This window comes from Methyloceanibacter sp. (genome assembly GCF_049590335.1).
In the GTDB taxonomy this organism is placed as follows: domain Bacteria; phylum Pseudomonadota; class Alphaproteobacteria; order Rhizobiales; family Methyloligellaceae; genus Methyloceanibacter.
In genome coordinates this window covers 1-13020 of the sequence record NZ_JBAWCQ010000093.1, presented here as the reverse complement: position 1 = coordinate 13020, position 13020 = coordinate 1, and the positions used below count along the sequence as shown (strand labels likewise).

Genomic DNA, 13020 nt, shown 5'->3' with positions numbered 1-13020 from the left:
CAGGCAGCACCAGCCGCCCGTTGCCGCGCCGGCACACCGGCAGTGCACACGCCGCCAAGCGGGGTACAGCAAGGGTGCAGCCCTCGTCTTGCGTGAACGTGGAGATCCCCTCCTCGCCCAGAGCCTGGACCGTCACGGGCTCCGCCTCCCCTGTGCCGAGTTCCACGCGAAAACGACTGTCCCACAGCATCCGCTCGCCAGGTTGCAGCTCACCCCGTGGCAGGCCGGCCCTGCGAACCTCCCGGAAGATGGAAAGCCGCCCGCCCGACGGCACGATCTGGCAACGCCCCAGGGTCTGAACCGTATCCGGGTCTGCCGCGAGCGCCGCATAAAGGGCTTCGAGCTTGGCGAGCCGCACCGGCTCGGATAATCCGCCTACGGTCGCGATGAGCCTGGCCAGCGTCCTCAAGGCCACCTCGTGGGGCGCGCAGAGCAACGTCGGCAGGGAAACCGACCCATAGCCTGCCGGGCTTCGCTGGCCGTGGTTTTCGAGAAACGCATCGACGGTCGACTCCAGCGCCGAGCGGGCCCGCCGCAGCCGCCGTGCCGAGAGCGCAATTGCGGCCGGCTCGAGGCCGATGGCCGAGAGCGCGGCCATGGCCCCCCGCAAGCGTCCCCGCTCGAACCGCGGATCCTCATTGCTCGGATCGGTGACGAAGGGCAGGCCGGCCGCCACCGCTGTCGCAATCAGCCGTGCCTTCGGAATATCCAGCAGGGGCCTCAGAAGCCTCAACCCGGCCCAGCGCCCCCGATCGGGAATCGCGGCCAGGCCGTCGAGTCCGCTGCCGCGTTTGAGCCGCATGAGAAAGGTCTCGGCCTGGTCGTCCAGATGATGGGCGGTCACCAGCGCCGGAATGTCATGGGCCGTGCAATAGGCCGCCATGAGATCGTAGCGGGCCCCGCGTGCCCGCGCCTGCGAGCTCGCTTCGACCGGCCCGTGCCGCCACGTCACGATCGCGTGGCGCAGACCCAGTGCCTCCGCGATGCGGCCGACCGTCTCCGCTTCGGTCCGGGACCCAGCCCTGAGATCGTGGTCGACGGTCAGAACCATAGGCGCGGCCCGTCCGTGCCGGCGCGCCCAGCCCGCGCTCAGATGCAGCAGGGCAAGACTGTCCGGCCCGCCGGAGACGGCAAGCGCATAGTGCGAATAGGGGGCGAGCGGCGCCAAGAGCCCGTCTGCCTCGCTCGCGTCGAGAGGGGTCGCGCTCATAAGCGCCAGCATTGGCCCAAGGCTTGGCTCACCGCAAGGGGCGGCTCACGGTCAGCGCGATGCGAGCGGCGGGGTCAACACAGTCCGCACCCGGCGGTTCTGTGACCGGCACGACATAGCCGTACAGTCGGCCGCAAGGCGCTCGTTCCCGTAGGAAATGGTAGGAATCGACGCGGTGCGGAGCCCGTTGTTTTCTAGATAGAGCTTGACTGCTACGGCCCGCTCGGCGCCAAGGATCAGATTATGCTGCCGGGTTCCCCATTCGTCCGCATGGCCTTCCACGAGGATCCGATAGTTCGGATGCCGCTTCAGCCAGCGAATCTGATTTCGTAAGGTGGCCTTCGCATCCGGAGACAGCTCCGAACTGTCGCCGTCGAAATAGACCGTATCGCCCGCCTTGGCCGCGAACGCCGCGGACCCGAACTTGGGCGCGGCACCATCGACTTTGGCAGACGCCTCGGCGGCAAGCCCCCCGGCATCGCCCGAGCCGGCGGCGCCGAGCGAGTATTCTTGCGGCTGGGGCGTAGGCGCCAGACAAGCGGATAGAGCTGAGACGAGGAAGAATGCGCCCACTAGGGCGCCGGCGCGGCCGAAGCCACCGCACAGACGCATAACCGGTTACCCCCAAACACACTTGGTTTTGGGCAAGCCTAGAGGCCAAGACGTTAATGCGGTGTTAGCCGGTAAAGCATCGGGTAAGCAAAAAAGCCCCCGCCCCAATCGGGGCGGCGCGGCTCTTGGTCCAGGCCATGATCCGGACCAAAACCTAGGCCCAGAAAAGGAAAAGGATGCCCCCGGCGCTGAAATCTCAAGCGCCATAGGCATCCCAAATCCCGTGGTGGAAACTCGGAAGTTTCCGCAAATCCGCGCACCGAAGGCGCGCAGGATCTACCAAACTAGTCGTTAGCCGAGCTTCAACGGCTCAACAACAACGGTCTCTTGGTGGTGGCCGAAGCAACCGCCAAGCGAAACGGCAGCAGCGACGAGCATGACAGCGGCGATAACGCCCTTCAAACCCTGCATGGTCTTCTCTCCTTTGGTTAATACGGCAATAGTCATCATTGCGTTTAGCGGTGTGGCGCAATCAGATCAAGATCGGACTGGTGTCCCTAGACTGTTTTGCCAGCCGATGATGCGAAAATGCCACGCCGAATCTCGTTGTTCATCCACGGGAGGCTCTCCCTTACTGATACGCTAATCAAGGCGCCGTTAACCACGTTGGGTGGTTCGCGTTAATAAAATGTAACCATGTATTGTATTTTCATCACACAGCCCTTCAAACGCCGAAAATCCCGGCAAATCGAAGAAAAACGCCTGACAAGTTATGGACCGCAACCGCTGAAAATGTGCCGCGGCACAAACGGCTCGGACCGAAACACGGGCGCGAGCGAGCGTCGCGTTGGAAAACGCCACGAGCCTTGTTCTGCAAGGAAGATTGCCAGCCCGCCGCTCGTGGCCCGCGCGGTGCTGCGCTGCGGCAGACGAGGCCTTAAGATGCCCAGTCGATCTGCCGGGACAGAATGGCAAAGAACTCGTCGGCGAACCCGTCCAGGCGGGTCGTATAGCGTTCGGCCTCAACCGCGAATTTGGAGCAGAACACCTTTGCGGGAATAGCGACCAAAAATCCCAGTGCGGCCGGCAGCAAGCTCTGGGCTATCCCTGGGGCCATGGTCGCAAGACTGGCGAGATCGGATCCGGCCGCCGCCTGAACAGCCGACATGAGGCCCCAAGCCAGCCCGAACAGGCCGAACAGCGGCGCGGACGAGGCGATGGCCGACAGAAGGCCCAGCCGCCGCCCCAGCCGCTCCACATCCCGCGACACGGCGACGGTCATGACCTTCTCGATTCGCCCTTGGACGCCGGTCATGGGCCGGGCCGCCGGTGCCCCGTTCTCGCTTTCCGTCGAGCGCTTCCATTCGCGCATCGCCGTCACGAAGATAGAGGCCATGCCCTCGTTCCGGCGCTGAGACAGAGCTTGATAGAGTTCGTCCAGCGCCTGCCCCGACCAGAAGACCTGCTCGAACTTGTCAGCCTCTTTGCGCGCCTTGGCAAACTGGAAAAGCTTCTGGACGATGACGACGAGGCTCCAGACAAAGGCGATCAGGAGAACCGCGGTGACCAGTTGCACGGCCAAAGGCGCATCGAAAACCAGTCCCAGAACCGACGGGGCGGCGAACGAGGGATCGGCAATGGCGAGCGCGGCATCATCCGGATTCATGGCAAGCCTCTTTTGCCCGGCCCAAAATGCCCAATTGCATTGTGCGCTGAAACTGCGCGCGGAAACGGCCGCTTAAAACCCCACCGCCGCAACATCTTCTGTCCAAAGCCCATAGGTTCAATCGGGCGCCTTAACGAACATTTCAAGCGCATCTCGAACCAGTCGTCCCAGACGCTGGGGCTTCCCCGCCTTGGATACGAGCACGACGGAGACCTTGAGACGGGCCAGCGCCACGCCGTCGCGGCGAACCTCCTGGATAAGGATCAGCTTTGCGCCGCCGATCTTCGCGCAGCGCGTGACGATTTCGAGCACTTCGTCGATAGCGGCCGGTTTCAGGTAGTCCACCTCGATGCGCCGCACGACGAAGACCGCCGGGTCGCCCTGCTCCGGGTTCTCGAGGCTCCGGTGATCGATACCGAGATTACGGATGAAATCGGAACGTCCCCGCTCGCAGAACTTCAGAAAATTGGCGTGATAGACGAGGCCGGTGAAGTCGGTGTCCTCGAAGTAGACGCGCACGGGCAGGATATGCGTATCCCCCTCGATACGGCCGGCAAGATCGGGCCAATCGCTCACTGGTCCTCGCCCCCGGTAAAAAGCGTGCCTTGGGCCGCGTCCGGCGGCGGTGTGACGCCCAGATGCTCGAAGGCCTGCCCCGTGAGCACCCGGCCGCGCGGGGTGCGCGCGATGAAGCCCTGCTGCAACAGATAAGGCTCGATGATTTCCTCGATGGCGTCGCGCGGCTCGGAAAGCCCGGCGGCGATGGTCTCGATACCCACGGGCCCGCCACCATAGTTCACCGCAATCAGTCTGAGATAACGATGATCCAAGGCGTCGAGCCCACGCGCGTCCACTTCGAGCTGCGACAGGGCGCTGTCGGCAAGCGCCGCATCCACCGCGCCATCGCCTTGCACAGACGCGAAGTCGCGAACCCGGCGCAACAGACGTGCCGCCACGCGCGGCGTACCGCGTGCGCGCCGCGCCACTTCCAGCGCGCCGTCGTCCGTAAGCGGCAGCCCCAAGAGCCGCGCGCCCCGACGCACAATCTCCTGCAACTCGCCTAACTCGTAGAACATGAGCCGGATGGGAATGCCGAAGCGCTCGCGCAACGGTGTGGTCAGGAGTCCCGTGCGCGTGGTCGCCGCGACCAGCGTGAACCTGGCGAGATCGATCCGCACCGAGCGTGCCGCCGGCCCCTCGCCGATAATGAGGTCAAGCTGGAAGTCCTCCATGGCCGGATAGAGAATTTCCTCCACGGCTGGGCTCAAGCGATGAATTTCGTCGATAAACAGCACGTCGCGCTCTTCGAGATTCGTAAGCAGCGCGGCCAGATCGCCTGCCTTGGCGATCACCGGTCCCGAGGTCGCCCGTAAATTAACCCCGAGCTCGCGGGCCACAATCTGCGCCAGTGTCGTCTTGCCAAGACCCGGGGGCCCTGCGAACAACACATGGTCCAGCGCTTCGTTCCGCGCGCGCGCGGCGTCGACAAAGACTTTGAGATTCGCCCGGACTTTCGCTTGGCCGATGAACTCGGCAAGCGTCTGCGGCCGGAGCGCGGCTTCCGGCTGGTCGTCGTCCCGCTTCGCCGAGGCCAGAACACGCTCGGTCATTGCGACAACTCCTTCAGGCCGATCCGGATCAGCTCCGCGGCGCCCGCATCTTGGCCCGCCAGGCGGATAGCGGCGCTCACGGCGGCGGCGGCCTCCCCATGGGCATAACCGAGATTGGTCAGCGCGGAGACCGCGTCGCGCGCGGCAAGACCCTCAGGAAGCTCAGCCACGGGGGATGGGGCTGCGCCCGGCACGGAAATTGCCGGTGCGAGCGCCGGCATCTTGTCCTTCAACTCGGCGACGATCCGCGCGGCAACCTTAGGTCCCACGCCTTGGGCCCTGGCCACATGAGCCTTGTCCTGCAGCGCCACAGCATTGGCGAGGTCCGCCACGGTCAACGAGCCGAGCACGGCCAGCGCCACCTTGGCGCCCACGCCCTGCACGGTCTGCAGCGCCCGGAACCAGGCGCGCTCATGCTCGGCGGCAAAGCCATAAAGCCGGACGCTGTCTTCGCGCATATGCGTCTCGATGGCGAGCGAGACCGTCTCGCCCACCGGCGGCAGCGCGGAAAGCTGGCGCGTGCCCATGGTAACCTCGTAGCCCACGCCACCGACGTCGATAATCGCCGTCGAAAATGAGACTGAATCCACGAGACCCGTCAGCTTGCCAATCATGACGCCGTCCTTTGGGCGCGGACCTCGGCGCGCGCAACAGCCTCTTCGAGCTTAGACCAGCTACGCGTATGGGCATGGGTGATGGCGATGGCGAGCGCATCGGCCTCGTCGGCACTATCGGGCTCGGCGCGCGGGAGCAGATATTTCACCATGGCGCGGATCTGGTCCTTGTCGCCATGGCCCGCGCCGATCACGGTCTTCTTCACCGCGTTAGGCGCGTATTCGGCGATGGTCAGCCCGGCGAGCGCCGGCACCAGCATGGCGATGCCGCGGGCCTGGCCGAGCTTCAGCGTGGCGGCGCCGTCCCGGTTGACGAAGGTCTGCTCGATGGCCGCTTCCTCAGGGGTCATCTGCGCCAGAACGCCAGAGAGTCCATCGAAGATCTGCCGCAGCCGCATCGCCAGGTTTTCCGCCGCGTCCGACGATACCGACCCGCAGGCGATGAAGCCGAGCTTCACCCCGTCCGTGTCGATCACGCCCCAACCCGTGCGCCGCAGGCCTGGGTCGATGCCGATGATGCGAATCGCGCCCCTCATGGGCGAATCGTAGCACAGCGCAGGGCGATGGCAGGACGCCCGCACCATCGAAAATCCCATCGAAAAGGGAACATACGGCATGTGAGAGCGTTGAGAGTCGCGAGTACGTGTCTATTCACCGGGCGCACAAGCGAAATGCGGCCGGGGGCCCGCCAAGCGTCTTGGAGCGCGCGTGTCTTAATGGGCGCGTATCTTGAAGGGGGAGAACCGGCATGGCCGGTGCAATGCGCGAGATCGTCGATCCTGTGGAGGTGGCCAAGGAGGGCATTGGTAGCTCCAGGCGCCTGATTGCCACCACGCTGGACGATCTCAGCAAGCATCATAGCTGGCTTGAGTCCTACCATCGCGACGAACGGCTGCGGGCCGAGCGCCTGCGCCGCCAGCGCCTGCTTGAGCGCCTCGCGCTCGTACGACAACGCGCGGTCAAAAAGACCAGACGGGGCGCCCGCGCCGCCTACACGGCAGGCCGTGTCCTGACGCGGCTGTCGAAGCGGCGCGCGCTGGCTTTCATGCTCTGGGCAACGCCACGGGCGCGTACGGCCTCCCGCCACGCAGCCGAGACGGCATCTGGGGCTTGGTCTTGGGTAACGCGGCGCACCCCCGAATTCACGCAGCGCGCAACCGATGCCGCAACGCTCGGCTTCCAATGGTCGGTGCAGGCCTCTGAGGAGGCTGGATACGTCTTCCGGTGGCATGTATCGGCCGCCTATGCCGAGGGGATGGCCGAACTCGTGCGGCGCGCCGCCCCCATGCGCCGAAGGGCGGCATCCGGACTGACCCGAATGCAGCTATGCGCACGGCGCGGACGTGCACTGGCACAACAGCAGCTTGCGGAGACAATCGCGGGATCTCAGTCTATCGCGCGCCTTCGACAGACGCTTCATCGCGGGACGATCCAGGGCCGGCTTATTAGTGCGCACGCGGCGGCGCAGGTCCGCCACCAGGCGATCCTGCTAGAGTTCGACCTCTCGGCGTGGATTATTCGCATCGTGCCGGAACTCCGCCGGCACCTGCAGGAATACATGCCGGGCACCGCCGTGCCAGCAAGACCCGCGACTGGACCCGCCGGCTGCGACTTGATCCTCCGGCCAACCACGGCACTTGCCTGCATCGCTCCAATCGGAAACCGACTGCCCGTGCCCTATCACGCTTAAGTTCGCGCGAACGCAAGACGACTGAGCATTCTACCGGTCGAGGAAGCGCGCCTTGAGGTCCTTGGTCCGGGTGGTCGTATGGTCGAGCAGGCCGAAGACGACGGCGTTGGGACTGCCCGTTCCGCCAAACCATTCATAGCAGACCGACTCGTCTTCCTCAAAACTCGGGCTCGTCACCAGAAGCCCGCATCCCACACTCACTGCCATCAGGAAAAAAACGCGCATCCGGATCCTCCCGCCCACAATCGATTGCGTTGCGCCACTATTCATCGCGTTGATGACAATTCTCAAGCGCTGTCTGTGTCCGGTGCTTCCGGCTCAGGCGCCTCGGGTAGAGAGACCGTCTGCAGCAGGCCGCCGGCTGGCCTGTTGACGATCTGGATGGCACCGCCCGCCCGCGTCACGATCTCATAGGCGATGGTGAGCCCGAGCCCGGCGCCTGGGATGTTCTGACGCCGTGCCGGATCGGCCCGGAAGAACGGCTCGAAGACCTGACCAAGCACCGCTTCGGGAATGCCCGGGCCGTCGTCTTCGATCGTCACCCGGCCTATCGTCCCATCGTCGGTCACGCCGACCCGCGCGCGCACCCCGTGGGTTGTCGCGTTGATGATAAGATTGCGCAAGGCGCGATTCAGCTTCAACCGGCTCACAAAAACGGTGACCGCCTGCGTACCCGCCAAGGTGACGTCGAAGCCCTGCTCCTTCAGATCTTTGCAGATACTCTCAACAAGCGTATCCAGCCGGAGCCGCTCTGGTGCCTCCGCGCCCATCTCCTCACGCACGAGCAAGATCGCGCTGTCGGCAATCCGTTCCAGCTCGTCGAGATCGTTGAGCCATTTTTCCCGCTCCTCTTCGTCGGGCACGAACTCGGCACGAAGCCGCATGCGGGTGATGGGCGTGCGCATATCGTGGCCGGCCGCCGCCACGAGCCGCATCCGGCTCTCCATCGCGCGCTTCAGCCGCGCCGAAAGAGAGTTGAGCGCGCGTGCAGTGGCGCGAACCTCCGCCGGACCCTTCTCGGACAGTTCCGGCATCACACCGTCAGGGCCAACTGACGCGACCGCATTCTCCAAGAAGACAAGAGGGCGCACCATGCGAATCGACACGAAAACCGCAACGGCCGTGGCGCCGACCGTAATGAGGAAGAGCCAGCGCAGAAGCGCCCACCAGGGCACGCCTTGGGGCGGCAGCCGCGTCATGGGCATGCCGAACCAGCCCCTATCTTCAAGCCGAATCCAGACATTCAGCGACCCCCGGCGCCATCGGTGCGTACGGGCGACGATCACGTCGATGTTGTGCCCTTGCTCCTCGAGCTTCTTACGCAAGGCCTTTGTCGTGCGGCGATAGGGATGCCCGCGCGGCTCGTCGAGAAGCTCGACCGAGCGAGGCGCCTTCGCCGCCAGGGCCGCGACCAAGGCCACCTGTTGCGCGGCGACATCGAGGGCCCGGCCGGACCGGGGCGGCGGCCCCAGCAGCAGGAACAGCACGAACGTCATCAGCGCCATGACCGAGACGATCGCGAGCACGAGCAGGATCGCGATTTTGACGCGAAGCGTGTTCACTCCGGACCGTCCTCGGAGTCGACCTTCACGGCGAGCTGATAGCCGCCGTTGCGCACCGTCTTGATGAACTGCGTACCCCTGCCGCCAAGCTTGCGCCGCAGCCGGCTGATCAGCACATCGATGGACCGGTCGAACCCGTCGCCCTCGCGCCCGCGCGTGAGGTCGAGCAACTGGTCTCGCGAGAGAACGCGTCCCGGCCGCTCCATAAAAGTGTTGAGGAGATCGAACTCCGCCCCGGTCAGCTCCACGTCGCCTTGCGGACCGGTGACACGGCGGGTCTGGGGATCGGCCATGTAGCCCTCGAACCGGTAGACCTTCTGCACCGGCACCTCGGCCGGGAAGTCGCCGCGCCGCCGCAAGACGGCCCGCACCCGGGCGATCAGCTCGCGCGGATTGAATGGCTTGCCGAGATAATCATCAGCCCCGATCTCTAGACCGATGATGCGGTCCACATCTTCCTTGAGCGCGGTCAGAAGAATGATGGGAACGTTCGAGCGGCTGGCTCTGAGGTCGCGGCAGGCATCGAGCCCCGATCCGTCCGGGAGCATCACGTCGAGTACGACGAGGTCCACGTGATGGGTCGCCAATTGCTCGTGCAGCTCCCGGCAACTGGCCGCCAACAGCACGCGGAACCCCTGACTCTCCACATAGCGGGCCAGGAGCTTCCGGATCTCGGGGTCGTCATCGACGACGAGAATGCGAGGAGGCGTTGTCATGGGAGCGTCTTCTAACCCCTCTCGGCGTCGCTCACGAGAGCGATGTTGTAACGAAAGCGCATGGCGGCGGCCCCAGCAATGTTTCGACACAAAATTGCCTGGTCCGGAAAGTTTCCGATACGCCCCAGACCTAGCACCGCAACGAATAGGGCTTACATCTCGGTACAGCTGCAACAGACAAGGATGTTAGTCACATGAAGCTGACCGAGACACTTGCGACGATCGCCGTTGCCGGCGCTTTGAGCGTGGCCGGGCTCGCAGCCGTCACCATGGCCGCCGGCCCCGACCGCGCTCTGGCCTATTCCGGGTCGCATGGCGATGGCCCCAAGGGCAAGATGTGCCAGCGCGGCAAGCACGGGAAACATGGCAAGCACGGGAAATACAGCCACCGTCCGCGCGGCCCTGAGCGTCTCGCAGAGCGCTTGGCCGCCATGGAGACGCAGATCGGCATTCGGGCCGACCAGCTTGACGACTGGCGCGACTTCACCGATGCGCTGCAGGCGACGATGAAGCCGTCGTTCAAGCGCCCCGCAGGTCCCGCCAAGATGGCGCCAGGCCAGACGGCGGAGCCGTTCTCGTTTGCCGAGGGACTTGCCAACCGCACGATCGAGCGCGCAGGCGAAGCCGAGAAGCTAAATGCGGCCGTCGCCAAGCTGCGGACCACGCTGACGCCCGAGCAGTTGGAAAAGGTCACGCAGATCGAGGACCGCTTCCGGGCCCGTATGGCACGCCACCATGGCTGGAAACACGGTGGCGGTAAGCACAGCAAGCCTGGTCCCTATGCTCGTCCGGCGCCGCAAGCCGCGCCTGATGGACCGGACGACGAGGACGACGACACTTAGACGTCACATGGGTTTCGGCTGCTCTCCTAGCCGAACCTCCTGGCCACCCTCCCCGATTGCGGCCAGGAACGCGAAAGGCGGGAGCCCCATGGATTCCCGCCTTTTCGTCGTGTCCAATTTGGATCTGGGGACCGGCTTGGTTCTTCGGGTCCTAGTTGGTTCGCCGGCTCCTATTTGGCAACCGGCATCGCCACGGCATTGGCGAACAACGCCTCACCCCATTTATGGAGCGCGTTGCCAAAATCAGACTCTGTGTGGATCGCCTTCCCCTTACGCGCCTCCCATTTGGCGCCATAGGTCTCGTAGGGGAAGTGTTGCACATAGTAGTCGCACGTCTCTTCCCAATGCTCGACCGACAGCGACTTGCCGTAGTGCTGGCAGTAGAGATCTGTCTCGACGGAGGTCATGCCCCGGGGCGTGCGCCCATCGCCCCCCGCAAAGCGGATGCCCTCGTGGTTGCGCCAAAACATGAGAATGTCGCGCTGCTCGGGGCCGTAGAAGCGACGGAAATCTATCAGCGCCTGGTCGGACGTGTAGGCGGCCTGATCCTCGGTCGTCAGATAGGCGTCAAACAGCCGGACCCGCAGCGCGTCGCAATCCTCATCGACCCTGCCGACAGTACCGCGCAAATCGCCGGTCACGCGCTCGTCCGGATCGAAACAGAACATCCAGTCATGCGGCAACTGCGCCCGCGCCATGTCGAGCAACAGCCCGCGATGACGCCCTTCGGCACGTTTGCGCGCATCGACGTTCCGCTCCCACTCCCGATTGGCAATGATCAGCGCGACCTTGGGGTGCGCCCGCAAAAGTTCGACCGTCTCGTCCGTGCTGGCGTCGTCATACGCGATAACCGCATCCACGTGTCTTGCGAGATAGTCCAGCGTGTCGGGGAGGATCAGCGCCTCGTTGCGCATCCGTGTCATGGCGACGATCTGATGGGTCTGACCCAGTAACGCCTCGTTGCCCACGATGACGGTCTCGGAGTCCCGAACCTGCCAAGTGCTTGTGTCCGCTGTCGTCATTCGCCGCCTAGGGATTAAATTGACTGAAGGTTTACTCTCTCACACGAAGAACCGGTCGATGATCGCCAAAATCCAGATCATGGTTGTAAAGGCGATCACGCAGAAAACCCCTGCCGAGGCCAGATCCTTGGTGACTTTGATGGCTTCGTGCCTTTCGGGGTGAACGTGGTTGCAGAGTCGCTCGATGGCCGTGTTGAGAAACTCGGCGGCGAGGAGCAGGACGAAGCTCCCCATCAACGCGGCCCAAACCCATAGATTGTCGGCAACAAAGATCGAGACCGGCAGGGCCGCGACTGTCAACGCCGCCTCTTGCTTGATAGCCGCTTCCGTCGCCAGCCCCTCGCGAAAACCGCCGAGCGTATTCTGGAAGGCACGGCCGATGCGAACGAGACCGCCTTTGCCGGGTAACGCAGTCTGTCCCTGTACAGGCCGGTGGGAGGCACCTTCGCGGGGGCCGGACATGGATCCTTGCCTTTCGCAGCCCTAGGCTGCCGTGAGCTTCTGCAGAGCCTCTTCAGATAAATCGAAATTCGCGTATACTTGCTGTACGTCGTCGGAATCTTCCAGCGCGTCGATCATGCGCAAGAGCTTCTCGCCGGCCATTTCGTCGATGGGCACTTCGAGCTTGGGGCGCCATAGGATTTGCAGCACCGCCGCTTCTCCGAACCGCTCCTCGAGCGCCTTGCCGACCTGATGCAGCTCATCGGGCGTGCAATAGACCGTGTGGCCTTCCTCGGTCGTCTCGACATCGTCACCACCGGCATCGATGGCCGCCTCCAACATGTCGTCGGCCGTCGCCTTCTCCGGAGCGAACTGGATGGCGCCCAGGCGGTCGAAATTAAACGACACAGCACCGGTTTCGCCGAGATTTCCGCCATGCTTTGAGAAGATGGAGCGTACTTCGCTTGCGGTGCGATTGCGGTTGTCGGTCAGCGCCTCGATAATGACGCCGACGCCATTCACACCGAAGCCCTCGTAACGGACTTCCTCGTAATTGTCGCCGCCCGCTTCTTGGCTCTTCTTGATCGCTCGGTCGATATTGTCGTTAGGCATATTCTGGGCCCGCGCCGCCTGGATCGCGGACCGAAGCCGCGGATTCATGGCCGGGTCGGGTATGCCCAGCTTCGCTGCCGTGGTGATCTCGCGCGCGAGCTTCGAGAAGACTTTGGCGCGCTTCTTATCCTGAGCCCCTTTCCGGAACTGGATATTCTTGAATTTGGAGTGGCCTGCCATGGCCTGTTCCCTAGTCGCTTCGCCCCTCAGCGGTCAAGTCCTTGGGGATTTGGTTGTAGCTTTGGGGGTTTGGCGGGCAAGAGGTGTTTAGGCAAAAATGAAGCCGCCCCGAAGGGCGGCTTCCTGATTTTCGTCGTCTGGGCCAATGGCCTAGAAGAAGATCATCCCACCAAGCAGGAACAGGTTGTTATCGTCGAAGCCCTGCGTGCGCCTCTCAAGGGTGTTCAGATCCTGGATATCCAGTTCCGTCACACCCATGTTTTGCCAGCGAGCGTAAACATGCATCGCAGCGGCGTCGATTTC

At 64.0% G+C, this 13020-nt stretch carries 15 protein-coding genes; 2 read left to right on the top strand and 13 right to left on the bottom strand.

Going from position 1 to position 13020, the window contains the following annotated elements; genetic code table 11:
- The 7 genes from tilS to ruvC form a co-directional block, all read right to left on the bottom strand.
- Window positions 1–1210, bottom strand: a 1210-nt coding sequence (tilS, locus tag WBQ77_RS07585; protein ID WP_424059629.1) for a tRNA lysidine(34) synthetase TilS, incomplete at its 3' end; no start/stop codon positions are given.
- A 51-nt stretch (window positions 1211–1261) separates the two neighbouring features.
- A complete protein-coding gene (locus tag WBQ77_RS07580) occupies window positions 1262–1822 on the bottom strand; it encodes an OmpA family protein (RefSeq protein WP_424059627.1) in 561 nt (186 codons plus the stop codon).
- 877 nt (window positions 1823–2699) lie between these two features.
- Window positions 2700–3428 carry a MotA/TolQ/ExbB proton channel family protein gene (locus WBQ77_RS07575; protein WP_424045210.1) on the bottom strand — a complete coding sequence of 243 codons (729 nt, stop codon included), beginning with the start codon at window positions 3426–3428 and terminating at the stop codon, window positions 2700–2702.
- Between the two features lie 117 nt (window positions 3429–3545).
- Window positions 3546–4004 carry a YbgC/FadM family acyl-CoA thioesterase gene (locus tag WBQ77_RS07570; protein WP_424045212.1) on the bottom strand — a complete coding sequence of 153 codons (459 nt, stop codon included), beginning with the start codon at window positions 4002–4004 and terminating at the stop codon, window positions 3546–3548.
- Window positions 4001–5038: a Holliday junction branch migration DNA helicase RuvB gene (gene ruvB / locus WBQ77_RS07565; RefSeq protein WP_424059625.1), complete on the bottom strand. Its 1038-nt coding sequence runs from the start codon at window positions 5036–5038 to the stop codon at window positions 4001–4003. Before ruvB ends, WBQ77_RS07570 begins: the two co-directional genes overlap by 4 nt.
- The gene (gene ruvA / locus WBQ77_RS07560; protein WP_424045215.1) at window positions 5035–5652 is read right to left on the bottom strand and encodes a Holliday junction branch migration protein RuvA; all 618 of its coding nucleotides are present in this window, start codon (window positions 5650–5652) and stop codon (window positions 5035–5037) included. Before ruvA ends, ruvB begins: the two co-directional genes overlap by 4 nt.
- Window positions 5649–6236, bottom strand: coding sequence for a crossover junction endodeoxyribonuclease RuvC (gene ruvC, locus WBQ77_RS07555; RefSeq protein WP_424045232.1), 588 nt, complete (start codon window positions 6234–6236; stop codon window positions 5649–5651). The genes ruvA and ruvC overlap by 4 nt, the downstream gene beginning before the upstream one ends.
- Before the next feature lie 164 nt (window positions 6237–6400).
- On the opposite strand from ruvC, the gene WBQ77_RS07550 reads away from it, so the two are divergent.
- The gene (locus tag WBQ77_RS07550; RefSeq protein ID WP_424059623.1) at window positions 6401–7342 is read left to right on the top strand and encodes a hypothetical protein; all 942 of its coding nucleotides are present in this window, start codon (window positions 6401–6403) and stop codon (window positions 7340–7342) included.
- 30 nt (window positions 7343–7372) lie between these two features.
- On the opposite strand, the gene WBQ77_RS07545 is transcribed toward WBQ77_RS07550, so the two are convergent.
- The 3 genes from WBQ77_RS07545 to WBQ77_RS07535 form a co-directional block, all read right to left on the bottom strand.
- Complete coding sequence (locus WBQ77_RS07545; protein ID WP_424045219.1) at window positions 7373–7567, bottom strand: hypothetical protein; 195 nt, start codon at window positions 7565–7567, stop codon at window positions 7373–7375.
- A gap of 62 nt (window positions 7568–7629) precedes the next feature.
- Window positions 7630–8904: an ATP-binding protein gene (locus WBQ77_RS07540; RefSeq protein ID WP_424059621.1), complete on the bottom strand. Its 1275-nt coding sequence runs from the start codon at window positions 8902–8904 to the stop codon at window positions 7630–7632.
- Window positions 8901–9620, bottom strand: coding sequence for a response regulator transcription factor (locus tag WBQ77_RS07535; RefSeq protein ID WP_424045222.1), 720 nt, complete (start codon window positions 9618–9620; stop codon window positions 8901–8903). The genes WBQ77_RS07540 and WBQ77_RS07535 overlap by 4 nt, the downstream gene beginning before the upstream one ends.
- A 194-nt stretch (window positions 9621–9814) precedes the next feature.
- Between WBQ77_RS07535 and WBQ77_RS07530 the strand changes: the two genes are divergently transcribed.
- Entirely contained in the window at window positions 9815–10462 is a 648-nt protein-coding gene (locus tag WBQ77_RS07530; protein WP_424045224.1) for a hypothetical protein, read from the top strand.
- A 170-nt stretch (window positions 10463–10632) separates the two neighbouring features.
- Here the strand turns inward: WBQ77_RS07530 and WBQ77_RS07525 are convergent, their stop codons facing one another.
- From WBQ77_RS07525 to WBQ77_RS07515, 3 genes are read right to left on the bottom strand one after another with little or no spacing between them, the layout of a single operon-like run.
- Entirely contained in the window at window positions 10633–11484 is an 852-nt protein-coding gene (locus tag WBQ77_RS07525; RefSeq protein ID WP_424045226.1) for a glycosyltransferase family 2 protein, read from the bottom strand.
- Window positions 11485–11523: 39 nt separating this feature from the next.
- A complete protein-coding gene (locus WBQ77_RS07520; RefSeq protein WP_424045228.1) occupies window positions 11524–11946 on the bottom strand; it encodes a diacylglycerol kinase in 423 nt (140 codons plus the stop codon).
- Window positions 11947–11967: 21 nt separating this feature from the next.
- On the bottom strand, window positions 11968–12717 hold the full coding sequence (locus tag WBQ77_RS07515) for a YebC/PmpR family DNA-binding transcriptional regulator (RefSeq protein WP_424045230.1): 750 nt from the start codon (window positions 12715–12717) through the stop codon (window positions 11968–11970).
- Between the last annotated feature and the right edge of the window lie 303 nt (window positions 12718–13020).